Source organism: Acidovorax sp. sif0632 (genome assembly GCF_019218805.1).
GTDB classification, from domain to species: Bacteria; Pseudomonadota; Gammaproteobacteria; order Burkholderiales; family Burkholderiaceae_C; genus Acidovorax; species Acidovorax facilis.
The window spans coordinates 338,398-361,389 of the sequence record NZ_JAHUWW010000005.1 but is presented as its reverse complement, the minus strand read 5'-3'; the positions used below and the strand labels follow the sequence as shown (position 1 = coordinate 361,389).

The window sequence follows — 22,992 nt, the reverse complement described above, 5'->3', positions numbered from 1 at the left end:
AGTGCCCCCCATGAACGCAGAACCCCACTCCACCATCACCCGCCATCTGTTGATCACCGGCCATGTGCAGGGCGTGGGCTACCGCTGGTCCATGGTGCAGGCCGCCGAACGCCTGGGCGTAAAGGGCTGGGTGCGCAACCGCCAGGATGGCCGCGTGGAGGCCTGCGCATGGGGCACCGAGCAGGCCGTGCTGGCCCTCATCGACTGGGCGCACCAGGGGCCTGTGCATGCGCGGGTGGAACGTGTGGTGGTGGGCAATGTGCCCGATGGTGGCGAGGCCCCGCAGGGGTTTGTGCAGCGAGAGACGCTGTAGCTGCGCCGCTGCTATGCGCGCAGGCCCAGTTGCCTCAGCAACTCCATCGCGCCCGCAGGCGCTCGCTCCTTCGCCCCGTTGATGAAGTAGACGAACACATCGCGCGGCCGCTCGCCGCCGGTCCAGGTGCGCACGCCATCGGCCCACTGTGCAATCGCCTCGTGCGTGTAGCCGGTGGGCACATCGGCCTGGCTGCGCATCAGCCGCAGGTAGGCAAAATCGGCCTCTGCATCTGCGATGGCGGGAAACTTTTCGGAGTCCGTGTAGACAGGCACGCAGCCGTATTGGCGGGCCAGCGCCACGAACTCTGGCGTGGCAAAACTCGGGTGGCGCGCATCCAGGGCGTGGCGCAGCCGCAGGCCATCCACCTGTGGTGGCAGCAGGGCCAGAAAGGCCTCGAAGTCCCGTGGCTCAAACACCTTGGTCGGCATGAACTGCCACACGATGGGCCCGAGCTTGTGCTTGAGTTCCGAGATGCCGCTCTCCACAAACCGCGTGATCGACTCGCCTGCCTCCGCCAGCACGCGCCGGTGCGTGGCGAAACGGTTGGCCTTGAGCGAGAACAGGAAACCTTCGGGCGTTTCATCCCGCCACTTGGCGAAGGTGGGCGGCTTGAAAGTGCTGTAGTACGTGCCGTTGACCTCGATGGAGGTGAGCTGGCGGCTGGCGTACTGCAGCTCCTTGCTGTGCGCGAGGCCTGCGGGGTAGAAGTTGTCGCGCCAGGGCTCGAAGGTCCAGCCGCCGATGCCGATGCGGATGTTTTGGCTTCTGCTGCTACTGCCTGCGTTGGTGCTACCAGTGCTGTCCACGGTGTTCCCCTCATGAATCCACGGAAGGGCCACTGTAGCAGCGGCCTGCTGCGCCTGGAGAGCCTACAGAGCGGTGCTATGGCTGCGGGCCGGGCAGCTCGACCCGCGCCTCCAGCCCCGCACCATCCTCACGCGGCCCCAGCACCAGCCGGCCGCCCAGCGCCTGCGCCAGCTCGTTCGCAATGGCCAGGCCTAGCCCCGTGCCGCCTGTGCCGCGGTTGCGCGAGTCTTCCAGCCGCACATAGGGTTGGAGCACGGCGGCCAGGTCAGCTTCCGGTATGCCCGGCCCCCGGTCCAGCACGCGCAGCAGCCACTGGCCGTGATCTCCAGCCTCCAGACTCACCTCAGCCGCGCCCGCGAACTTGAGCGCGTTGTCCACCAGGTTGCACACCAGCCGGCGCAGGGCCTGGGGGCGCGTGTCGCAGGTGCCCGGGTCTGCGTGCAGCAGCGTCACGGGCAGGCCCGCATCGGCGTAGTCGAACGCAATGCTCTGCAGCAGCGCGCGCAGGTCCACGCGCTGCAGCGGCTCCTGCACGGCCTGGGACGAGCGCGCGTAGGCAATGCCCTCCTCCACCAGCGACTGCATCTCGGCCAGGTCTGCGTGCAGCTTGCCCTGCAGCGCGGTGTCGTCGAGCAGGTCCGCGCGCAGGCGCAAGCGGGTGATGGGCGTTTGCAGGTCGTGCGAGACGGCGGCCAGGATGCGCATGCGCTCCTCCAGGTGCGCCTGGATGCGGTGCTGCATGCGGTTGAAAGCTTGGGCAGCGCGCTGCACCTCGCGCGGGCCGTCCTCGGCCAGGGGCACGGCGGCGCGGTCGGCGCCCAGCGCATCGGCCGCGTCGGCCAGCGTTCGCAAGGGCCGCGTGGCCGCGCGTACGGCCCAGGCGCACAGGCCTACCAGCAGCGCCAGCTGTAGCGCCAGCGCGCCCAGCACCCAGGGCGAGACCTGCAGCCGGGGCTCGTCCATGTCCACGGCCAGCGGCGTGCCGTCGCTCAACTGGAGCTGCAGGCGCAGCTCGGTGCCGGGCACGAGGGGGTCGACCACCCGCACCGTCTGGCCGGGGGGCAGCGTCGCGCCCACGGCGCCTGCAATCAGGCGGGCCAGGTCGGACGGGTCTTCGGGGGCGTCCAGCGGCGCGGTCAGCGCAAACCGGTAGTTTCGACGCGCCAGCCGGTCCACCCACTGCGCACGCTCCGCGGCGGGCAGGCGGTCCAGCATGGCCATGGAGCTGGCCACATCGCTCGCCAGGTACGACACCATGGCGCGGCGCATGGTCATGCTGCGCTCGGTGATCGCCAGCACGAAGGTCAGCGCATGCGCCAGCGCCAGGCCCAGTGCCAGCACCAGCAGGATGCGACCGAACAACGAGCGGGGCCACCAGCGCAGCGTCATGCGGCGGCTCCTCCCGGCGCGGGTGCGGTTACCGGTGCGGGCAACACGCCGGCGCAGAACACATAGCCCTCGTTGCGCACGGTCTTGATATAGCGTGAGCCGCGTACCCCGTCGCCCAGCCGCTGGCGCACGCGGCTGACCAAGAGGTCGATGGAGCGGTCGAACACATCGGCATCGCGACCCTGGGTGAGCTGCAGCAGCTGGTCGCGTGTGAGGATGCGCTGGGGGTGGTCCAGCAGCACGCGCAGCAGCCGGTATTCGGCGCCCGACAGCGCCACCACCGCGCCCGTGGCATCGAGCAGGTGGCGCGCCGTGGTGTCCAGCCGCCAGTCGCCGAACGCAAGGTGGCGCGCGGGCTCGGCCACCGCCAGGTTGGGCGGCAGCATGCGCGTGCGCCGCAGCACCGCGTGGATGCGCGCCAGCAGCTCGCGCGCGGCAAAGGGCTTGGTCAGGTAGTCGTCCGCGCCCAGCTCCAGGCCCAGGATGCGGTCCGCCTCGTCGCTGCGCGCGGTGAGCATGATGATGGGCAGGGGCGGCGCGCCGGGGCTGCGCAGCTCGCGGCACAGCGCAATGCCGTCGGTGCCGGGGAGCATCAGGTCCAGCACCAAGAGGTCGATGCGTTGCGTGGCCAGCACCTCGCGCATCTGCCGGCCGTCGGCCGCCACGCTCACCTGCAGGCCCTGACGCTGCAGGTACTCGGCCGCCAGTTCGCGGATGCCGGCGTCGTCATCGACGATGAGGATGTGGTCGGGCGGGGTCGTCGTCGTCATGGGCGCTGATTGTCCAGGCTTTGGCGCCGTGCGGTGAGGCCGGTACGGGCCCGCATGTATCTGAACTTGTCTGCCGGTGCCGCCGACACGCGCGCATACCAAAAGGCCTGTGCAGGACAAACCGCCGATACGTACGCTGGCTTCAATGCAGTCTTCCTGAACTTCACGAGGACTTGCCATGAAACCATCCTTCGCCCTGGCCGCCGCTGCGCTGGCCCTGGGCCTGGCGCACAACGCCAGCGCGCAAGAGGCTGCCACCCAGCCCGCCACGGCGCCGCACCCCAAGGCCCCGCTGGGCCGCTGGATCACCGAAAGCGGCAACCTGGAGGTGGAGATTGCTCCCTGCCCCACTAACGCCAATGGCACTGCCAGTGCGAACACCGGTGGCAGCAGCGGCACCAACACCCTCTGCGGCAAGGTGGTGCGCGTGCTGGCCAACCGGTCGATGAGTGCACCCGGCACCGAGATGGCCGCGGCCGACGCGCGGCCCGCGCTGGGCATGACGATGCTGTCCGGCCTGCGCGACAGCGGCAGCGGCGAGTACCAAGGCGAGATTTACAACCGCGAGAACGCCAAGACCTACCGCTCCACCCTCACCCCCGCTGAGCCCGACCAGCTGCTGGTGCGCGCGTATGTCGGTATCCCGCTGTTCGGCAAGACGCAGGTGTGGCGTCGCCCGGCCGCAGAGCGTGGGGGCGTGCAATGAGCATGGCCGCCACCTCCCCCTGGCTGGCCGTGGCCGCTGGCATGCTGACTGTGGGCGCGCCCTGCGTGCTGCCCATGTTGCCGGTGGTGCTGGGGGCGTCGGTGGCGGGCGGCCCAGCGCAGCGCACGCGTCCGCTGTTCATCGCGCTGGGGTTTGCGCTGTCGTTCGCAGCCGTGGCGCTGCTGTTCAGCAGCTTCACGCAGGTGCTGGGCTTGTCGCCCGAGGGCTTGCGCCGGTTCGCCGCCGCAATGCTGCTGGTGTTTGGCGTGCTCACGGTGTGGCCCAGGCCATTCCAGTGGCTGAGCCAACAGGCGGGTGGCGTGCTCAACCGAGCGGCCAGCCTGGGGATGGGCGCATCGGCGGGCAACTGGGGCGGGCTGCTGCTGGGTCTGAGCCTGGGTGCGGTGTGGACGCCCTGCGCCGGGCCGGTGCTGGCCTCCATCCTCGCGCTCATCGCCACGGAGCCGCCCGGGGTCAGCACGGCGGTGCTGTTGCTGGCCTATTCCACCGGCGCCGCGCTGCCCATGCTGGCCATCGCCTACGGCGGTCAGGCCGCGGCCAGTCATGTGCGCCGCATCTCGCGCCATGCACACCGCGTGCAGCAGGTTTTTGGGGTGGTGGTCATCGCCGTCGCGCTGGCCATGCTGCTGGAGGTGGATGGCCAGGTCACAGCGTGGCTGTCGCAGTTCTATCCCTCAAGTTTTGGAGGGCTGTAAGCGGCCCTCAGCAAGGAGTTTCACCATGACATCGCGCATTTCTTCACCCATCTCGTTTCAGCGCCGCACGTTCCTGGCGTCTGCAGCATCTGTGGCTGCCGCCGTAGCGGCACCCGCCCTCACCCACGCAGCAGGGCCCGCCGTCCAGGCGGCCACGCTGCCCGACTTTGGCGCGGCACCCGAGTTCACGGGCATCGAGCGCTGGCTCAACTCCGAGCCGCTCAGCCTGGCCCAGCTGCGCGGCCGCGTGGTGCTGGTGGACTTCTGGACGTATGCCTGCATCAACTGCATCCGCACGCTGCCCCACGTGAACCGCTGGGCCGAGCTGTACACGCCCCAGGGCCTCACCGTGGTGGGTGTGCACACGCCGGAGTTTCCGTTTGAGCGCACCACCAGCAACGTCGAGGTGGCCATGCGCCGCCACGGCGTGAAGCACCCCGTCGCGCAGGACAACCGCTACGGCACCTGGAAGGCCTACAGCAACCAGTACTGGCCCGCAGCCTACCTCATCGATGCGCAGGGACGCATTCGCTACAAGCACTTTGGCGAAGGCGAATACGAGCGCACCGAGGCCGTGATCCGCGCGCTGCTCGCGGCGCGGAGCTAGGCGTTCTGGCTCCACCGTTCACTCATTTTTATCCCGTCATTTCTCTGCCCGCTCTCCACTCACCTTTGCAGGACTCTTGCACCATGCCGTACCCCCGCCTTCAATTTGCCCTGGTCACACTCGCCGCGGCCGCTGCTGCTCTCTGCATGGCCGCTACCAGCCATGCCCAGGCACCGCAACTGCCCCCGCCCGACGCCACCCACCCCGCCACGCTGCAGCTGATGCAGGGCTTTCCGCCGCCGCCCGACAAGGTCGTGCGCTTGGCCAACATCCTCAAATACCCCAACGTGCGCTGGGCCGCGCACCACCTGCGCGAGCTGGGCCCCACGGCGGCCGTGTGGCGCGGCGCCGGCGCACCCAGCGCGCTACTCGCCGCAGCCCGCGCGCTGGACGATGCACTGCCGGTGCCCGACGGCAAGGGCGGCACCACCACGCTGGCTGACTGGCAAAAGGCCACCTACACCGATGGACTGCTGGTGCTGCACCGAGGCCGTGTCGTGTACGAGCGCCACCACATCGGCATGCAGCCGCACCAGCCCCACGTGCTGTGGTCCATGAGCAAATCGCTCACCGGCCTGCTGGCCACTGAACTCATCCAGGAAGGCGTGATCGACCCGAAAGCGCTGATTCCCCGCTACCTGCCCGAGCTGGCCACCAGCGCCTGGGCCGATGCCACCGTGCAGCAGACCCTGGACATGACGACCGGCGTGCAATACGCCGAGAACTTTGCCGACCCTGCGTCCGGCGTTTTCCAGTACCTGGCCGCCGCAGGCCTGCAGCCCGCGCCGCCCGGCAGCAACGCCGCCAAAAGCATGGCCGAGTTCCTGCCCACGTTGAAGAAAGAAGGGGAGCACGGCACCGCGTTTGCGTACAAGTCGGTGGACACGGAAGTACTGGGCTGGCTGCTGCAGCGCGTGACGGGCAAGAGCTACGCCACGCTGCTGTCCGAGCGCATCTGGTCGCGCCTGGGCGCACAGGAGGATGCCTATGTGTTTGCCGATGCGAACGGTGGCCAGTCCACCAGCGTGGGCGTGAACGCCACGCTGCGCGACCTGGGGCGCTTTGGAGAAATGCTTCGTGCCAATGGCAGCTTCAACGGCCAGCAGATCATCTCGGCCGCCACCATTGCCGAGCTGCGCAAGGGTGCCGATCCCACGAAATTCAGCATGGCCCCCGGCACGGCCATGCGCGCGGGCTACTCGTACCACAACCAGTGGTGGGTGCCGCACGATGCGGACGGTACGCTGGAAGCCAAGGGCCTGATGGGTCAGCACATCCACATCAACCCGGCGGCAGAACTGGTGGTGGTGAAGCTATCAACACACCCGGTGCCCAACACGGCCTTCACCCACGCGCTGGACCGGCAGGCATTTGCTGCGCTGGCAGCGGCGGTGCGGGCTCGCTGAGGGTGAAGAAGAATCGGCCAAGGCGGCGCCCCCGGCGCTGCGCCTGTACCGATAGCTACTTCACGAGCGTGGCGGTCAGCGTGATCTCTGGCACCGAGGCCAGTGCCTTGGACAGCGGGCAGTTGGCCTTGGCATCGGCCGCTAGCTTCTGAAAGGCAGCATCGTCCATGCCCGGCACCTTGGCCGTGAGCGTGAGGGCGATGCGGTCAATCACAAAACCATCGCCTTCCTTGCTGAGCCGCACGCTGGCCGTGGTGTCGACGGTCTCGGTGGCGATACCAGCCTTCTCGGCTGCAAAAGAAAACGCCATGATGAAGCAGGCTGCATGGGCAGCGCCCACGATCTCCTCGGGATTGGTGCCCTTGCGGTCGTCGCCGAAGCGGCTGGCAAAGCCATAGGGGTACTTGTCCAGTGCGCCGGTCTCGGTGCTGATCTGGCCCTGGCCGGACTTACCGGCACCTTCCCAGTGAACGCTGGCTTTCTTTTCAGACATGGTGTGCTCCTTGTGGTGAATGGGGTGAACCGCCCATGTCACCACGCCCCGCCGCTCAGGCGTGTGGGACACCGTCGCGTCGTGCTGTCCATCTTGAACGTGCATCGTGGCGGGCATGGGTGCCCGTTGCAGCGCTAGTTTGGTGTTGCATGCTTGACGGCACATTGAAAGCCGATGGATTTTTGGTCAGGGCAAGGCGCAAGCCACAGCGACACCCGTAGGTATCGCGCGGATTTGCAACGCCGCCCTGGCCGAAAAGACCCGGTTAGAAGTGCCGGATAGCGTCCAACACCACACTAAACGTCTTCAATGAGGGGCTGGGTCCGCACCATGCGGATCGCATAAAACGGACACCGCACCGCGCACAAGGCGCACCCCGTGCAGATCGCAGCAGCAGGATAGAGCCAGGCGACCACGACAGCATTGCAGCTCAGCGCACGCAGCACCGCTGGTCGAGCGCTGCCGTGGTGGGCGGGCTTGTAAACAACACCGAAGGCGGGTGCGCTGGCGATACCGTGCGTGCACGCCCCCTGCAGCAGCAACAGTGCCTCCACCATCACCCGGCACCTTCTCATCCGTGGACACGTCCAGGGCGTCAGCTACCGCTGGTCCATGATGCATGGCGGCCCAGCAGCGCGGTGTGCAAGTGCCGTGATGGCAGCAGAGCCTGCGGAGCCTTGGGCAGGCCTTGTACAGAGGGACACGGTGTAGGAGCAGGGAGGTTGGTCAGCTTGCACTGTGTCGGGTGCCGCGCTGCTGCACCAACCGACGGATTGGTCTTGGTGACCGTTCAGCCCTTGCGCTGCAAGTCCCGAGCCCCATAAGCACAGTACCCAGGCTTGGGGCTCTTCTTTTGTGGGTGCAGCCGGCACGTCTCGGGCCGCTTGTCATACACCGTGCACAGCCGGGTCTTCGGGTCCAGAAAATTGCAGTCCCCGCTGGCCCGCCGCGCCATCGTGAAGATCGCGTTCTTGTGATTGAAGTGGTCAATCAACCGCGCCTTGAGCAGCCGCTTGGCAATGTGCCGCAGCTCTTCATGCTCGGCCTCGAACGGGTCCACCAGCTCAAGCCGCACCAGGTCGGGCAACTGCACTTCCAGCGGCATCGTGCAGCAGTTGGCCGCGCAGGTGTCGCACAGGCCTGCGCGGTAGCGGGTCCAGGTGTCCAGGCGGTCTACGTCAACGATGGCAATGGGTGAGCGCATGGGAAGCATTGGTTTTTTGTCAAGTCGATGGGTACTTAGGCAACTGGGCAGATTTGAGTGAGCAACAACAGCTCACCTGATGGCTGTATTTGTATACAGAGGGACGATATGGCGACATAATGTCGCAAAATTTTCCCGCCTGAATATCATGATACTCACCACTGCAGACGACCAGCCCGCCCTGAACTACCTGCATGCCGCACAAGCAGCTTGGCCAGCGCTTGACATGGCGCAGCATTTCGGAATCTCGCTCCGTACTCTGCAGCGCTGGAAGGGCGGGGAGATCAATCCACCGCGTCATGTTGTTGCTGAGCTTCAGCGTCTCTTGGACTTTGGCGTCTCGAAAACTCCCAAGGGAGACTTCCGATTCATTGACCTCTTTGCAGGAATTGGTGGCATCCGTCAGGCCTTTGAGGCCATTGGCGGTGAATGCGTTTTTACTAGCGAATGGGACGAGTACGCACAAAGGACCTACGCAGAAAACTATCCAGGAGGGCACCCGATCAACGGGGACATCACGAAGATCGAAGCAAGCGAAGTACCTGATCACGACGTTCTTCTGGGAGGCTTTCCCTGCCAGCCTTTTTCGATTGCCGGTGTTTCAAAGAAGAACGCGCTAGGCCGCGCTCACGGGTTCCAGGACGAGACACAAGGCACACTTTTCTTTGACGTAGCCCGCATCATTGCGGAAAAGCGTCCGAAGGCATTTCTGCTAGAGAACGTTAAAAACCTGCAGTCCCATGACAAGGGTCGGACTTTCGATGTCATTCAACGTACTCTGAGGGATGAGCTGGGCTACCAGATCCACTGCAAAGTGATTGACGGAGCCCACTTCGTTCCTCAACACCGTGAGCGAATCCTGATTATTGGCTTCAGGGATCCGGTTATTTTCGATTGGGATATGGTCGACCTTCCCACCAAGGGTGTCCATGTGCTGGGAGACATCCTCCATAGTGGGAAGGAGGAGCCATTTATTGAGGCCGATGGTGACAAGTACTTTGACCACAAAGCAGGGCGTGTTTTGGAAAAGTACACGTTGACCGACAAGCTCTGGACGTACCTGCAGGACTACAAGAAAAAGCACCAAGCCGCCGGCAACGGCTTTGGCTTCGGACTGGTGACATCAGAAAGCGTGACCCGGACGCTGTCTGCTCGTTACTACAAGGATGGCTCTGAGATTCTGGTAAGTCAGGGCAGCAAGAAGAATCCGCGCCGACTGACTCCCCGGGAGTGCGCGCGTCTTATGGGCTTCCCGGACTCTTTTAAGATCCCGGTGTCGGATACCCGTGCGTACAAGCAGTTTGGCAACTCAGTTGTGGTGCCGGTTATGGAAGCGGTGGCTCGTGTCATGCAGCCATTAGTCGTTGAAACCACTGGCATCTAAGTTTGCGTAACCTTGGGGCGGTGTGATCATTCAAGTAGTCCCTGCACAAAAAAACTTTGCGGACCTGAAAGGTCGGGGCAGCCCAGCATTGGTATGAATCGCAGCTTCCATAAGCTAACGCCTCTGGTCTTCACTGCCTGCCATCCAGCATGTAACTAAACTCGTGACAGATGTTGTAGACAAGGCTACTAGGAGCTGGATGATGTCCGGTATCCGTGCACGCGACACCAAGCCAGAGTTACTTGTGCGACGTTTTTTGCATGCGAAGGGCTTACGTTATCGCCTCCATGTGAAATCGCTGCCCGGGACGCCTGATCTTGTGCTGCCACGGTGGAAGACGGTCATCTTCGTACATGGGTGCTTCTGGCACCAGCATCCGGGATGTAATCTTGCCTACATTCCCCGGACACGTCAGGCCTTTTGGCTGGAGAAATTCGAGAGAAATGTTGCACGTGACGCTGCAGCAATTTCAGCCCTGAAGGGCGCGGGCTGGCAAGTCATCGTTGTGTGGGAGTGCGTGCTTCGCTCCGGCGCTTCTCAGAGGGTACTGGCAGATCTGGTCCAGAAAATCAAAGAGGGAGTGGATGATGAAGGAAGTGACCGTGGATCTTTTTGACGTCGAAGAAGCATCGGGTGAGCTGACAGATTCTGATATCGAGATGCTTGATTTACTCGAAGCGCTTTACCGAGCATCTAACAGGATCGCAATTAAGAAACTGGCCAAGAACGACAGGGGCTGGGCTTGGAGTCCTCCGTCTACCAATCAGGCGGGCATATACGTACCCAAGGAGTTCCGCGATGGACTCTTTTTCCCCAAGGATGATGCAATATTGCCAAGAGCGGACAAGCCTGCAATTCTCGACTTGTCAGTTCCCGTAAGTTGGCCGCAAGCACCAGCGCACGGCAAAGACGCCCATTACAAGCGGTTTACAGAAAAAAATAGTGGCACTGAGACCCACCTAACGCAGCTTCCAAAGTCAATATTCAAAACTGCAGGCCCGGCTTCATATCTTGTGATGGGCCGTTTATCTACGGCACCGCCGACTTCCTTGGTATGCGTTGTCGTTGACTCTGGATCAGCAGTCCATGCAATGCTGGAGGCAAAGTTTGATCTGCGTCCAGATTTTCAGGCGGGCCTGTTTGATCCACCGAAAGCAACACCAACGGAAGCACATGATGCTGATGAGTTACAAACCTTCATTGATGAGGCTATCGAGGCTGTCGCGACAGGTACTCTCGAACTAATGTTGCGTAAATACGCACGGATGCCAGCCCCTGCTCTATTGAGCGCGCAGGCCCAGCAGACGTGGTTGGAGCGCAACCCGGGGAGCACGCTGAATCCAATGAAGCTGTCAAAGCCTGGTGATGCTGTGCGTGAACTTGTCTCTCACATCGAGTTCAATCTCTACCGAAAGCATGAAGTCCGGACGCGCGCAGTAAATCTGATCGAGTTACTCCTTGGCGATCGAAAGGAGCCAACCGTTAGGTCGCTGGTCACTAGCCTTGTCAGAGATTTCAGCGGTTTCTATTCAGAAATGCTCAATGCCGCCCAGCAACGCAAGGCTCGTGTGGGGGCGGGTTTTGAAACGCATATTCGCGCGCTATTGGAGGCTGGTGCCATTCCGTTTGCTGAGCAGAAGGTGGTCAGCTCGCTGCGACCTGACTTTGTTCTCCCAAGCGTTGCGCTGTATCAGGCGAAATCCCCTAGCGCTCTGGTGCTCTCGGCCAAGACCACACTGCGTGAACGCTGGAAGCAGGTAACAATGGAGAAGCGTGGTTGTCCGGTGTTTTTAGCCACGATGGATGAAAAGGTTGCTGTCTCTTCCGTCAGGAAAATGCGGGAGCACGATGTGTTTTTGGTAGTTCCGGAAGCATTCAAGGCCAAGGGCACAGTTGTTGATTTCTCAGCCGAGTCAAATGTTTTAAGCTTCAGCGAGTTTTTCAAAGAAGAAATAGGTGTACGTCGAGTACCACTATGGCAGGCGTAAAGGACTGCGAGTTGAGCCCGAGCTGGCGGGCCTTCACTAGTTGAGTATTAGGTGCGAGCAAGCACGCAGTGGAGGTGACCATCCTTGTCGTGCCCGATAAGCAGTGTGTCACCAGGTTGCGCAAGAGTCATTACATCGTTGGTCTGAAAATAGAGTCTGAACTCTGTCCTCGTCGCATGATTTTCTCTAGCGTCATACCAAGTGACCTCAGCATCAACAGTCGGGCCTGCGCTGCCAACTACGGAAAAAGTTGCGAGAACATTCCTGCGTTCAGTTCCTAGAATTTTCTTGAGCCGGGTGACCCCGTTAAGTTCATGCTGATTCGATGTGTCAAGGTCTGCCTCCACGGCAGAAAGTTTCTTGAGACATGTGGCTTCAAGAAAGTCTGGATTCAACTTAACCATAGTTCCTCTGCTTAATCAAACGTCAATATTCCCCGCCCGCAGCGCATTCGTTTCAATGAAATCCCGGCGCGGCTCCACTTCATCCCCCATCAGCATCGTGAACACCCGGTCCGCCTCGATCGCGTCGTCGATCTGCACGCGCAGCAGGCGGCGCACGTTGGGGTCCATCGTGGTTTCCCACAGCTGTTCGGGGTTCATCTCGCCCAGGCCCTTGTAGCGCTGGCGGGATGTGCTGCGTTCGGCTTCGCTGATCAGCCACTTCATGGCCTGGCGGAAGTCGCCGACCTTTTCTTCCTTCTGCTTTTCGCCTTCGCCGCGCAGGGCCTTGGCGCCCTCGCCCAGCAGGCCGCGGAAGGTCTCTGCGGCTTCGGCCAGGGCGGCGTAGTCGGCGCCGTGCACGAAGTCTTGCGTGATGACGCTGCTCTTGATGTTGCCGTGGTGGCGGCGGCTGATGCGCAGCAGGGGCTTGTCGGTGCGGGCGTCGAACTCGCCAGCCACTTCGGCGGGGGCGCCGGTGGTGTTCAGTTCGCGCAGCTTGGCCTGCAGGGCCACGGCGCTGGCTTCAGCGTCGGCCACGGTGTCGAGCTTCAAGCTCACGCCGTCGGCAATGGCGCGCAGGGCTTCGGCGTCCATGAAGTTGCCCAGGCGCGCAATGACACTCTCGGCGATCTGGTGCTTGCGCGCCAGTTCGGCCAGGGTGTCGCCAGTCAGGGTTTGCGGGTTGGCGCCGCCGGTGGTCACGCTGGCGTGGTTGAGCGCAATGCGCAGCAGGAAGCCGTCGAGCGCGGGGGCGTCCTTCAGGTACAGCTCTTCCTTGCCAGCTTTCACCTTGTACAGCGGTGGCTGGGCAATGTAGATGTGGCCGCGCTCCACCAGCTCGGGCATCTGGCGGTAGAAGAAGGTGAGCAGCAGGGTGCGGATGTGGGCGCCGTCGACGTCGGCGTCGGTCATGATGATGATGCGGTGGTAGCGCAGTTTGGCCACGTCGAAGTCATCGCCACCCGTCGTGCCACCGGCCTTGCCGATGCCGGTGCCGAGGGCCGTGATCAGCGTGAGGATTTCGTTGCTGGTCAGCAGCTTTTCGTAGCGGGCCTTTTCCACGTTCAGGATCTTGCCGCGCAGGGGCAGGATGGCCTGGAACTTGCGGTCGCGGCCTTGCTTGGCAGAGCCTCCGGCGGAGTCACCCTCGACGATGTAGATTTCGCACAGGGCGGGGTCTTTTTCCTGGCAGTCGGCCAGCTTGCCGGGCAGGCCCATGCCGTCGAGCACGCCCTTGCGGCGGGTCATTTCGCGGGCCTTGCGGGCGGCTTCGCGGGCGCGGGCGGCTTCCACGATCTTGCCGCAGATGATCTTGGCGTCGGCGGGGCGCTCTTGCAGGTAGTCGGTCAGCAGCTTGCCGACGATGTCTTCCACGGGTGCGCGCACTTCGCTCGATACCAGCTTGTCCTTGGTCTGGCTGCTGAACTTGGGCTCGGGCACCTTCACGCTCAACACGCAGCACAGGCCTTCGCGCATGTCGTCGCCGGTCACTTCGACCTTGGCCTTCTTGGCGAACTCGTTTTCTTCGATGTACTTGTTGATGACGCGGGTCATCGCGGCGCGCAGGCCGGTGAGGTGGGTGCCGCCGTCACGCTGGGGGATGTTGTTGGTAAAGCAGAGCACTTGCTCGCTGTACGCGCTGTTCCACTGCATCGCCACTTCCACGCCGATGTGGGTGCCAGGGATGCCGCCATACGTCTCGGCCGGGCGCTCGCCCGCTGCGTAGAACGATGTGGGGTGCAACACCGTCTTGCCCTTGTTGATGAACTCCACAAAGCCGCGCACGCCACCAGCGCCCGAGAAGTCGTCTTCCTTGCCGCTGCGCTCGTCTTTCAGGCGAATGCGCACTCCGTTGTTCAAGAACGAGAGTTCGCGCAGGCGCTTGGCCAGGATCTCGTAGTGGAACTCGTTGTTCTCCTTGAAGATCTCGGTGTCGGGCAAGAAGTGCACTTCGGTGCCGCGCTTGTCGGTGTCGTCCAGCACCTGCATGGGCGAGACTTCCACGCCGTCCACCGTCTGCACGATGCGGTTTTGCACGAAGCCCTTGCTGAACTCCAGCGCGTGCACCTTGCCTTCGCGGCGCACGGTCAAGCGCAGCATCTTGCTGAGCGCGTTCACGCAGCTCACGCCCACGCCGTGCAGGCCGCCCGAGACCTTGTAGCTGTTCTGGTTGAACTTGCCGCCCGCGTGCAGTTCGGTCAGTGCGATCTCGGCGGCCGAGCGCTTGGGCTCGTGCTTGTCGTCCATCTTCACGCCGGTCGGAATACCCCGGCCGTTGTCGGTGACGCTGATGGAGTTGTCGGAATGGATGGTGACGACGATGTCGTCGCAGTGGCCGGCCAGCGCTTCGTCGATGGAGTTGTCCACCACCTCGAACACTAGGTGGTGCAGGCCGGTGCCGTCACTGGTATCGCCGATGTACATGCCGGGGCGCTTGCGCACGGCTTCCAGACCTTCGAGGATGGTGATCGCGCCTTCGCCGTAGCTTTCACTGGCCCCTGCCTGGTTGGTGTCGATCTTGGCGAGGGTGGGCTCAACATGGCCGGAGACGCCGGTGTCTTCGGGCTCGGAGGGGATGTTGTCAACGGTCATGGTGGGCCTTGGGATCCGTGGAAACCGGGGTTTCCAATGTGTCAATATGGGTCAAATTGGGCTCTAGCGCTTATCCAGTAAGCGCTAGTAGCTATCAAAACGGTAGTCGTCGTGGTCAGGCTGTGCAGCAGGACGGGGGCCGCCTCAAATGCGCATTGGCATGACCACGTACTTGAAGCTGTCGTTCTCGGGGATGGTCAGCAGCGCAGAGCTGTTGCCGTCCGAAAGCTCCACCTTCACCATGTCCTGGCCCATGTTGGCCAGGGCGTCGATGAGGTAGGTCACGTTGAAGCCGATCTCGATGGTGTCGCCACCGTAGTCGATGTCGAGCTCGTCCACGGCCTCTTCCTGCTCGGCGTTGTTCGACGCCACGCGCAGGGTGCCGGGCTCCAGGTTCAGGCGCACCCCCTTGAACTTGTCGCTGGTCATGATGGCCGTGCGCTGCAGGCTGGCCAGCAGCGGGGCGCGGCCCAGGGTGATGCTGTTCTTGTGGTTCTTGGGGATCACGCGGTTGTAGTCGGGGAACTTGCCCTCGACCAGCTTGGTGACGAACTCCATGCCGCCAAAGGTGAACTTCGCCTGGTTGTTGGCAAACTGCATCTCGATGTGGGGCTGGTTCTCGCCGCCCGCATCGCTGAGCAAACGCTGCAACTCGATCACGGTCTTGCGCGGCAGGATGACTTCCTGCTTGGGCACTTCCACATCCAGCGTGGCGCTGGCAAAGGCCAGGCGGTGGCCGTCGGTGGCCACGAGGCTCAACTGCTTGCCCTCAGCCACGAACAGAATGCCGTTGAGGTAGTAGCGGATGTCCTGCACCGCCATGGCAAACGACACCTGACCGAGCAGATCTTTCAGCGTCTTTTGCGGCACGGCGAACACGGGGCCAAAGGCGGCAGACTCTTGCACCAGCGGGAAGTCTTCTGCGGGCAGGCTTTGCAGCGTGAAGCGGCTCTTGCCGCCTTTCAGGATGAGCTTGGACTGGGCCGATTCGAGGCTCACGGTCTGGTCGCCGGGCATGGTGCGCAGGATGTCAATGAGCTTGCGCGCGCCCACGGTGGTGGTGAAGTCGCCGGTGTCGCCGCCCAGCTCAGCCGTGGTGCGGATCTGGATTTCGAGGTCGCTGGTCGTCAGCTGCAGGGCATTGCCCGTCTTGCGGATCAGCACATTGGCCAGGATGGGCAGCGTGTGGCGGCGCTCCACGATGCCAGCCACGGATTGCAGAACCGCGAGAACCTTGTCTTGTGTTGCCTTCAGGACGATCATGTCTTCAACCTCTTGTGGTTTTTGGGACGGTGCGTGGACAGCGGCACAGGTCGTGCCTCCCCCTGCTGTATAACCCGCCATTTTGCCCGTTTACCGGGCGGGTTCTTTTCGGGGTCTCTCCCACCGGTTGTCAGCCTTTCAGGGTCTGTTCCAGCACATGCAACTGCTGGTTCAACTCGGTCAGCTGCTGGCGCTCGCCCGAAATCTTGCGCACTGCATGCAAAACGGTGGTGTGGTCGCGCCCACCAAACAATTCTCCGATCTCGGGAAGACTCTTTTGCGTCAGTTCCTTGGCCAGGTACATCGCAATTTGGCGCGGCCGGGCAATGCTGGCCGGGCGCTTCTTGCTGTACATGTCGGCGACCTTGATCTTGTAATAGTCAGCAACCGTTTTCTGGATGTTTTCCACAGAAATCTGCCGGTTCTGGATCGACAGCAGATCGCGCAGCGCCTCGCGGGCGAGCTGGATGGAAATCTCTTTCTGGTTGAAGCGCGAGTAAGCCAGGATCTTGCGCAGCGCGCCTTCGAGCTCGCGCACGTTGGAGCGCACGTTCTTGGCCACGAAAAAGGCCACTTCTTCGGGCATCTCGGTGCCTTCGACGCGGGCCTTGTTGATCAGGATGGCCACTCGCATTTCCAGCTCGGGTGGCTCGATGGCCACCGTCAGGCCCGAGTCGAAGCGCGACACCAGCCGCTCGTGGATGTTGGCCAGGCCCTTCGGATACGTGTCCGACGTCATCACGATGTGCGACTTCTTGGCCAGCAGGGCTTCGAAGGCGTTGAAGAATTCTTCCTGCGTGCGGTCCTTGTTGGCGAAGAACTGCACATCGTCGATCAGCAGCAGGTCGAGCGAGTGGTAGCGTTCCTTGAATTCATCAAAGGTGCGCCGCTGGTAGGCCTTAACCACATCCGACACAAACTGCTCGGCATGGATGTAGAGAACTTTGGCGTCGGGCTTGTCCTGCAGCAGGCGGTTGCCCACAGCGTGCACCAGGTGGGTCTTGCCCAGGCCCACGCCGCCATAGATAAACAGCGGGTTGTACAGGTGACCGGGCATGCCCGCCACGTGCATGGCGGCCGAGCGCGCCATGCGGTTGGCCGTGCCTTCCACCAGCGTCTCAAATGTGAGGCCTGCATTGAGCCGGTTGCGGAAGGCGCCCGCCGAGGCTTCATCGCTGTGGCTCGATGGTGGTTCGGACGGCGTTGCAGTGTTCGATGGTTCAGACGCTGCGGGGCGTGCGTAAGTGCGTACAACGGATTCCCGCTGAGCGAGCGCTAACTCCAGGGTGACGGGCTGGCCATACAGGCCTTCAAGCAACGCGGCAATGCGGCCCGCATACTGCGCCCGGATCCAGTCGAGCTTGAACCGGTTGCCCACCAGCACGGTGACCTTGGAGAAGTCTTCGGCCACCTGGGCAATCAGGGGCTTGATCCAAGTGTTGAACTGCTGCTCGGGCAGGTCTTGCGCCAGTTGCTCTACGCAGGCTTGCCACAGGCCCTGGCCGGCATCTGCACCGGGTGAATGTTGGGGGCTGCGGGAGGGTTCCTCGATCATTTCAGGGGGATTCTTGTTGTGGATAGGAGGAACGGGGCTGGGCGGCGGATTGTAGCTTGTCAAATAGTTATCCACAATTTGAAAACTGCGGTGGTCAGAGGTGTTGATAGTCGTTCAGGGGGCGCTGTGGTGCTGGCGTGTACCCATTGAAAATCGCAGCCGTAGTTGCCGAGAATCCGTGATAAGCCGCGATAAAACAAGCCGAAACGTGATCCGGAGATAAGCCTGCCAGCCAAAAGGCATTGCCAGCAGCTGGCTAGCCTGCGATAATCTCGGGTTTCCCTGAATGTGTTCAGGGTGATTTGACCCGGCGCGCCGTTATTTCTGCCCCGTGGATCTGCCGCCAAAGTCCTGTTGTACAGGGCGTGGCTGCGCAGATTGCAGGGGGTTCAAGAGCAGCAGTCCGGAACTGAACCTCAAGGAATAGCACCATGAAACGTACTTATCAGCCCTCCAAGACGCGCCGCGCGCGCACCCACGGTTTCCTCGTCCGCATGAAGACCCGCGGCGGCCGTGCCGTTATCAACGCACGCCGCGCCAAGGGCCGCAAGCGCCTGGCCGTCTAAGGCCGCTACGGTCTACGGCCTGCTCCCCGCCTGTTCCCGGCTTGTACCGCCAGGTTCCAAACGGGGCGCTTGCATGCACAGGCTGAAAACCCGTCCGCAGTTCCAGGCCACCATGGCGGGGGGCACTGTCTCCCGTACAGCGCATTTTGTGCTGCACCGTCTGGTGCTGGATGCCGAAGGTGCTGCGGCTGACCTCCAAGCCAGTGCTGCTTTACCCACAGGGCCCGGCTCCTTGCCACAACAGCAAGGGCCGCAGGCCCTGTTTGCCGTGCAGGGCGTCTGGCTGGGTGCCATGGTGCCCAAGCGCTGGGCGCGCCGCGCGGTGACGCGCAACACCATCAAGCGACAGATCTACACCGTGGGCGCCACGTTTGAAGCGCGGCTCCCGCAGGCCGCCCATGTGGTGCGTCTGCGCACGGCGTTTGACCGCAAGCAGTTCGTGAGCGCTACGTCTGACCAGCTCAAGCAGGCGGTGCGGGCAGAGCTACTGCAGCTGTTTGGCTACGCCGCACGGCGTGCAGGTGGGGCCGATGCTGCTTCCCCCGCGCAGCAACAAGGTGGTGTTGCAGAGCCGGTGGTGCCATGCTGATGCAGCGCCTCTTGATCGGTGTCGTCAAGGGCTACCGGCTGTTCCTGAGCCCTTGGCTGGGTTCGTCGTGCCGGTTTGAACCGACCTGCTCGGCCTATTCGCTGCAGGCGCTGGAGCAGCATGGCGCTGCGGCGGGTAGCTATCTCACGGTGCGCAGGCTGGTACGCTGCCACCCCTGGTGTGACGGGGGCCATGACCCGGTCCCGCAACAATTGCCGCGCAGCATGCGGCTTTTCTCGCGGCTTCATCCTTCCAACACCCAACCATCCTCACCAAAGAAGTCTTCATGAACGACATTCGCCGCACCATCCTGTGGGTGATTTTTGGCTTTTCCATGGTTCTGCTGTGGGACAAGTGGCAGCTGCACAACGGCAACAAGGCCACCTTTTTCCCCACCACGCCCGCCGTGACGGCACCCGCCGCTGCTGGCGCTGCGTCGGGCGCGACCGGGGCTGCCAGCGTGCCTTCCACGAGTGCACCCGTGGCCGCTGCAGCGACGGGGGCCTCCGCCGTGCCGGGCCAACCAGCGGCTGCTGCGGCAGTACCTGCCCCCCGCGAGCGCATCGAAGTCAAGACCGACCTGTATCGCCTGGTGTTTGACAGCGAAGGCGGCTCGCTCACGCATGCCGAGCTGCTCAAGCACGCCGACATGGCCGACAAGGCCCGCAATTTCCTGTTGCTGGACGAAAGCGCCCAGCGCGTTTATGTGGCGCAAACCGGCCTGATCGGTGGCACGTTCCCCACCCACAAGACTGCCATGACCGTGGTGCCCGGCCCGCGTGAACTCAAGGACGGTGAAGATGAAATCAGCGTTCGCTTCGAATCGCCTGCACAGGGCGGCGTGAAGCTGGTCAAGACTTGGACCATCAAGCGTGGCGCCTATGACATCGCTGTCAAGCACGACATCGTCAATACGGGCAGCGCGGCGGTGTCGCCCCAGCTGTACCTGCAATTGGTGCGCGATGGCAACAAGCCTCCCGGAGAGTCGTCGTTCTACTCCACCTTCACCGGCCCGGCCGTCTACACCGACGCCAAGAAGTACCAGAAGATCGAGTTCAAGGATATCGACAACGGCAAGGTCGACATCCCCAAGGACTCGCCCAACGGCTACGTGGCCATGGTGCAGCATTACTTCGCCACAGCATGGCTGCTGGCCGACGGTGTGCAGCGCGAGCCCTTCACCCGCAAGGTGGACACCAACCTGTACTCCGTGGGCATGCTGACCTCGCTGGGCGCCATCGAGCCCGGTGCCACCAAGACCATCGATGCGCGCCTGTTCGCTGGCCCGCAGGTCGAAACGATGATGGAAAAGCTGTACCCCGGCCTGGAACTGGTCAAGGACTATGGCTGGCTCACCATCCTGTCCAAGCCGCTGTACTGGCTGCTGGACCAGCTGCACAAGCTGCTGAACAACTGGGGCTGGTCCATCGTCGCCCTGGTGCTGTTGCTCAAGATCGCGTTCTACTGGCTCAACGCCAAGGCCTACGCCAGCATGGCCAAGATGAAGGCCATCAACCCCAAGATCATGGAGATGCGCGAGCGCCTGAAGGACAAGCCGCAGCAGATGCAGCAGGAGATGATGCGCATCTACCGCGAGGAGAAGGTCAACCCGATGGGCGGCTGCTTCCCTATCATGATCCAGATCCCTGTGTTCATTGCGCTGTACTGGGTGCTGCTGTCCAGCGTGGAAATGCGCAACGCGCCCTGGATCGGCTGGATCCACGACCTGTCCACGCCTGACCCGTTCTTCATCCTGCCCTTGCTGATGACGGCCAGCTCGCTGCTGCAGACAGCCCTGAACCCCGCGCCGCCAGACCCGATGCAGGCCAAGATGATGTGGTTCATGCCGCTGATCTTCAGCGTGATGTTCTTCTTCTTCCCGGCCGGCCTGGTGCTGTACTGGCTGACCAACAACATCCTGTCGATTGCGCAGCAGTGGCTCATCAACACCCGCATGGGCGTGCCACCGCAATTTAACTTGCCGAAGTTCAAGTGATGCCGCAGCGGCAACGCTGACATCAATGAACTGACTCCCGAAAGGCCGCGCAAGCGGCCTTTTTCTTGCCCATCCACCCTGTACAGTCACCACCATGCTTGCCCGCCACCAAGACCCCATCGTCGCCATCGCCACCGCCCCGGGGCGTGGGGCCGTCGGCATCGTGCGCGTGTCAGGGCGCGGGTTGGATGCGCTGGTGCAGGCGGTTTGCGGGCGCATCCTCAAGCCCCGCGAGGCCACCTACCTGCCCTTTCGCGATGCGCAGGGCCAGGCCATCGACCAGGGGCTGGCGCTGTACTTTCCCGGCCCGCACAGCTACACCGGCGAAGACGTGCTGGAGCTGCAGGCCCACGGCGGCCCGGTGGTGCTGCAACTGCTGCTGGCACGCTGCCTGGAGGCGGGTGCCGCCACCGACCCTGCTACCGGCCAGCCCAATCTGCGCGGCTTGCGCGTCGCCCAGCCGGGCGAGTTCACCGAACGAGCCTTCCTGAACGACAAGATCGACCTGGCCCAGGCCGAGGCGATTGCCGACCTGATCGACGCCAGCACCGAGGCGGCTGCCCGCAGCGCCAGCCGCTCGCTGACCGGGGCTTTTTCGGCCGAGATCCATGGCCTGCGTGATGCCCTCATCCACCTGCGCATGCTGGTGGAGGCCACGCTGGACTTCCCTGAGGAAGAAATCGACTTCCTGCGCAAGGCAGATGCGCATGGACAGCTATCGAATTTGCAGCAAACATTGGCCTCTGTGATGCAGCGGGCGCGCCAGGGCGCGCTGCTGCGCGAGGGCATCAAGGTGGTGATCGCAGGCCAGCCCAATGCCGGTAAAAGCTCGTTGCTCAACGCGCTGGCGGGGGCCGAGCTGGCCATCGTCACCCCCATTGCAGGCACCACCCGCGACAAGGTGCAGCAGACCATCCAGATCGAAGGTGTGCCCCTGCACATCATCGACACCGCCGGCCTGCGCGACAGCAGCGACGAGGTGGAGCGCATCGGCATCGCCCGCGCCTGGGACGAGATTGCCGGGGCCGACGCGGTGCTGTTCCTGCATGACCTGGAGCGTGCGGATGCTCCTGAATACATAGCTGGTGACGCCGATATAGCAAACGCGATGGCCCAAAAAATGCCCAAGAGCATTCCCGTGATTGACGTCTGGAACAAGCTCGACCGGGCGCCAGGGGCGGCTGCGGCGGCGGGTGAAAACGCCCGGCCTGGCGTGCACCTGTCTGCCCGGACGGGCGAGGGGCTGGATGGCCTGCGGCGCCTGCTTCTGGAAGTAGCCGGCTGGCAGTCCGCGCCGGAAGGCCTCTACATTGCCCGCGCCCGGCATGTGGAGGCACTGCAGGCCGTGGGGGCTCACCTGCAGGAGGCGGCCGATCAACTGCAGGCTCAGGGGCCGGCGCTCGACCTGTTGGCCGAAGAGCTGCGTTTGGCTCAGAATGCCCTCAGCGCCATCACCGGCGAGTTCAGCTCGGACGACCTGCTGGGTGTCATTTTTTCCAGTTTTTGTATTGGCAAATAGGCCCGCAGAAGGGCCGCTGCTCGCGCAGGTTGAACGGGTTTGCATCCGACCAGGGCGCACAGGCCGCCGCCTGTCGCTTATGTTGTAAATGGACGTAAACAGCGCTTGTGCGCAATCTGTAACAAGGGTACTTTCGGCAAACCATGAATGTTCCCACGCCTGTTGTTTCCAAGGTAGACCTGCAAGGTCTGATCGATGCCATCGCACAGGCCAGTGCCGACGACAGCATGACCAACCCGCTGACCCAGGCGCAGTGGGACATCCTCTCGTCTTACCTTCTGCCCGTGGTCATGCCCGCCGGACAGGTGTTGTTCACGCAGGGCGCTACAGACCGCACCTTGTACCTGGTGGAAAGCGGCAGCCTGAGCGTGCACTACCAGGACGAAAAAGAGCGCTTGCGTCTGGCGATCGTCGGGGCAGGCTCCGTGGTGGGCGAAGGTGCGTTTTTCTCGCACCGCTCCCGTAGCGCCACCGTGCAGGCCAGCGCGCCCTGCAAGCTGTGGAGCCTGACCGCCATCCGCTTCACCGAACTTTCCATCCGCCAGCCTGCCATTGCGCTGGGCCTGGTGATGGCCGCTGGGGCGGTACTGGCCAAGCGGCTGGGCAATCGCCGCCGCCGCGTTGCGGCCACCTGACAGACCACCGATGTGGTGGTGGCCTGCGGGCTTTTGCGGGGCAAGAAT

22 protein-coding genes are annotated in these 22,992 nt (G+C 63.1%); 14 read left to right on the top strand and 8 right to left on the bottom strand.

All coding sequences use genetic code 11. The features are described 5' to 3' along the window. Window positions 1-10 precede the first annotated feature (10 nt). Window positions 11-313: an acylphosphatase gene (locus tag KW832_RS17780; protein ID WP_121422963.1), complete on the top strand. Its 303-nt coding sequence runs from the start codon at window positions 11-13 to the stop codon at window positions 311-313. 11 nt (window positions 314-324) lie between these two features. On the opposite strand, the gene KW832_RS17775 is transcribed toward KW832_RS17780, so the two are convergent. The 3 genes from KW832_RS17775 to KW832_RS17765 form a co-directional block, all read right to left on the bottom strand. Next, window positions 325-1,122 carry a DUF72 domain-containing protein gene (locus tag KW832_RS17775; protein ID WP_370628730.1) on the bottom strand — a complete coding sequence of 266 codons (798 nt, stop codon included), beginning with the start codon at window positions 1,120-1,122 and terminating at the stop codon, window positions 325-327. 76 nt (window positions 1,123-1,198) lie between these two features. Next, window positions 1,199-2,512, bottom strand: a complete 1,314-nt coding sequence (locus tag KW832_RS17770) for an ATP-binding protein (protein ID WP_218300736.1) — start codon at window positions 2,510-2,512, stop codon at window positions 1,199-1,201. Then, complete coding sequence (locus KW832_RS17765; protein WP_218300737.1) at window positions 2,509-3,282, bottom strand: response regulator; 774 nt, start codon at window positions 3,280-3,282, stop codon at window positions 2,509-2,511. The genes KW832_RS17770 and KW832_RS17765 overlap by 4 nt, the downstream gene beginning before the upstream one ends. 178 nt (window positions 3,283-3,460) lie before the next feature. Between KW832_RS17765 and KW832_RS17760 the strand changes: the two genes are divergently transcribed. From KW832_RS17760 to KW832_RS17745, 4 genes are all read left to right on the top strand, one after another. Then, window positions 3,461-3,988, top strand: coding sequence for a DUF2147 domain-containing protein (locus KW832_RS17760; protein ID WP_218300738.1), 528 nt, complete (start codon window positions 3,461-3,463; stop codon window positions 3,986-3,988). 2 nt (window positions 3,989-3,990) lie between these two features. Next, entirely contained in the window at window positions 3,991-4,704 is a 714-nt protein-coding gene (locus tag KW832_RS17755; protein ID WP_255577809.1) for a cytochrome c biogenesis CcdA family protein, read from the top strand. Window positions 4,705-4,729: 25 nt separating this feature from the next. Next, on the top strand, window positions 4,730-5,311 hold the full coding sequence (locus KW832_RS17750; RefSeq protein ID WP_218300740.1) for a thioredoxin family protein: 582 nt from the start codon (window positions 4,730-4,732) through the stop codon (window positions 5,309-5,311). A gap of 83 nt (window positions 5,312-5,394) precedes the next feature. After that, on the top strand, window positions 5,395-6,717 hold the full coding sequence (locus KW832_RS17745) for a serine hydrolase (protein WP_218300741.1): 1,323 nt from the start codon (window positions 5,395-5,397) through the stop codon (window positions 6,715-6,717). Window positions 6,718-6,772: 55 nt separating this feature from the next. On the opposite strand, the gene KW832_RS17740 is transcribed toward KW832_RS17745, so the two are convergent. Both KW832_RS17740 and KW832_RS17735 read right to left on the bottom strand, forming a co-directional pair. Further along, window positions 6,773-7,210 (bottom strand): OsmC family protein, encoded by a 438-nt coding sequence (locus KW832_RS17740; RefSeq protein ID WP_218300742.1) that lies wholly within the window; start codon window positions 7,208-7,210, stop codon window positions 6,773-6,775. A 790-nt stretch (window positions 7,211-8,000) separates the two neighbouring features. Further along, window positions 8,001-8,414 (bottom strand): YkgJ family cysteine cluster protein, encoded by a 414-nt coding sequence (locus tag KW832_RS17735; RefSeq protein WP_055401223.1) that lies wholly within the window; start codon window positions 8,412-8,414, stop codon window positions 8,001-8,003. 148 nt (window positions 8,415-8,562) lie between these two features. On the opposite strand from KW832_RS17735, the gene dcm reads away from it, so the two are divergent. The 3 genes from dcm to KW832_RS17720 all read left to right on the top strand — a co-directional run bounded on the left by dcm (window position 8,563) and on the right by KW832_RS17720 (window position 11,786). Beyond that, on the top strand, window positions 8,563-9,798 hold the full coding sequence (dcm, locus tag KW832_RS17730; RefSeq protein ID WP_218300743.1) for a DNA (cytosine-5-)-methyltransferase: 1,236 nt from the start codon (window positions 8,563-8,565) through the stop codon (window positions 9,796-9,798). A gap of 163 nt (window positions 9,799-9,961) precedes the next feature. After that, complete coding sequence (locus KW832_RS17725; protein ID WP_218300744.1) at window positions 9,962-10,414, top strand: DNA mismatch endonuclease Vsr; 453 nt, start codon at window positions 9,962-9,964, stop codon at window positions 10,412-10,414. After that, the gene (locus KW832_RS17720) at window positions 10,386-11,786 is read left to right on the top strand and encodes a type II restriction endonuclease (protein ID WP_218300745.1); all 1,401 of its coding nucleotides are present in this window, start codon (window positions 10,386-10,388) and stop codon (window positions 11,784-11,786) included. Before KW832_RS17725 ends, KW832_RS17720 begins: the two co-directional genes overlap by 29 nt. A gap of 419 nt (window positions 11,787-12,205) precedes the next feature. Here KW832_RS17720 and gyrB read toward each other — a convergent pair whose 3' ends face one another. The 3 genes from gyrB to dnaA all read right to left on the bottom strand — a co-directional run bounded on the left by gyrB (window position 12,206) and on the right by dnaA (window position 17,639). Then, window positions 12,206-14,821: a DNA topoisomerase (ATP-hydrolyzing) subunit B gene (gyrB, locus tag KW832_RS17715; RefSeq protein WP_055401225.1), complete on the bottom strand. Its 2,616-nt coding sequence runs from the start codon at window positions 14,819-14,821 to the stop codon at window positions 12,206-12,208. Between the two features lie 144 nt (window positions 14,822-14,965). Beyond that, window positions 14,966-16,084: a DNA polymerase III subunit beta gene (gene dnaN, locus KW832_RS17710; protein ID WP_055401227.1), complete on the bottom strand. Its 1,119-nt coding sequence runs from the start codon at window positions 16,082-16,084 to the stop codon at window positions 14,966-14,968. Between the two features lie 130 nt (window positions 16,085-16,214). After that, window positions 16,215-17,639 (bottom strand): chromosomal replication initiator protein DnaA, encoded by a 1,425-nt coding sequence (gene dnaA / locus KW832_RS17705; protein ID WP_218300746.1) that lies wholly within the window; start codon window positions 17,637-17,639, stop codon window positions 16,215-16,217. A 431-nt stretch (window positions 17,640-18,070) separates the two neighbouring features. Between dnaA and rpmH the strand changes: the two genes are divergently transcribed. The 6 genes from rpmH (at window position 18,071) to KW832_RS17675 (ending at window position 22,944) form a co-directional block, all read left to right on the top strand. Continuing rightward, the gene (gene rpmH, locus KW832_RS17700) at window positions 18,071-18,205 is read left to right on the top strand and encodes a 50S ribosomal protein L34 (protein ID WP_005798102.1); all 135 of its coding nucleotides are present in this window, start codon (window positions 18,071-18,073) and stop codon (window positions 18,203-18,205) included. Window positions 18,206-18,278: 73 nt separating this feature from the next. Beyond that, a complete protein-coding gene (locus tag KW832_RS17695; RefSeq protein WP_218300747.1) occupies window positions 18,279-18,794 on the top strand; it encodes a ribonuclease P protein component in 516 nt (171 codons plus the stop codon). Then, window positions 18,791-19,084, top strand: coding sequence for a membrane protein insertion efficiency factor YidD (gene yidD, locus KW832_RS17690; protein ID WP_055401258.1), 294 nt, complete (start codon window positions 18,791-18,793; stop codon window positions 19,082-19,084). The genes KW832_RS17695 and yidD overlap by 4 nt, the downstream gene beginning before the upstream one ends. Further along, the gene (gene yidC, locus KW832_RS17685) at window positions 19,081-20,790 is read left to right on the top strand and encodes a membrane protein insertase YidC (RefSeq protein ID WP_218300748.1); all 1,710 of its coding nucleotides are present in this window, start codon (window positions 19,081-19,083) and stop codon (window positions 20,788-20,790) included. The genes yidD and yidC overlap by 4 nt, the downstream gene beginning before the upstream one ends. A gap of 94 nt (window positions 20,791-20,884) precedes the next feature. Next, complete coding sequence (gene mnmE / locus KW832_RS17680) at window positions 20,885-22,309, top strand: tRNA uridine-5-carboxymethylaminomethyl(34) synthesis GTPase MnmE (protein WP_218300749.1); 1,425 nt, start codon at window positions 20,885-20,887, stop codon at window positions 22,307-22,309. Between the two features lie 143 nt (window positions 22,310-22,452). Further along, on the top strand, window positions 22,453-22,944 hold the full coding sequence (locus KW832_RS17675) for a Crp/Fnr family transcriptional regulator (RefSeq protein WP_055401233.1): 492 nt from the start codon (window positions 22,453-22,455) through the stop codon (window positions 22,942-22,944). The last annotated feature ends 48 nt before the right edge of the window (window positions 22,945-22,992 follow it).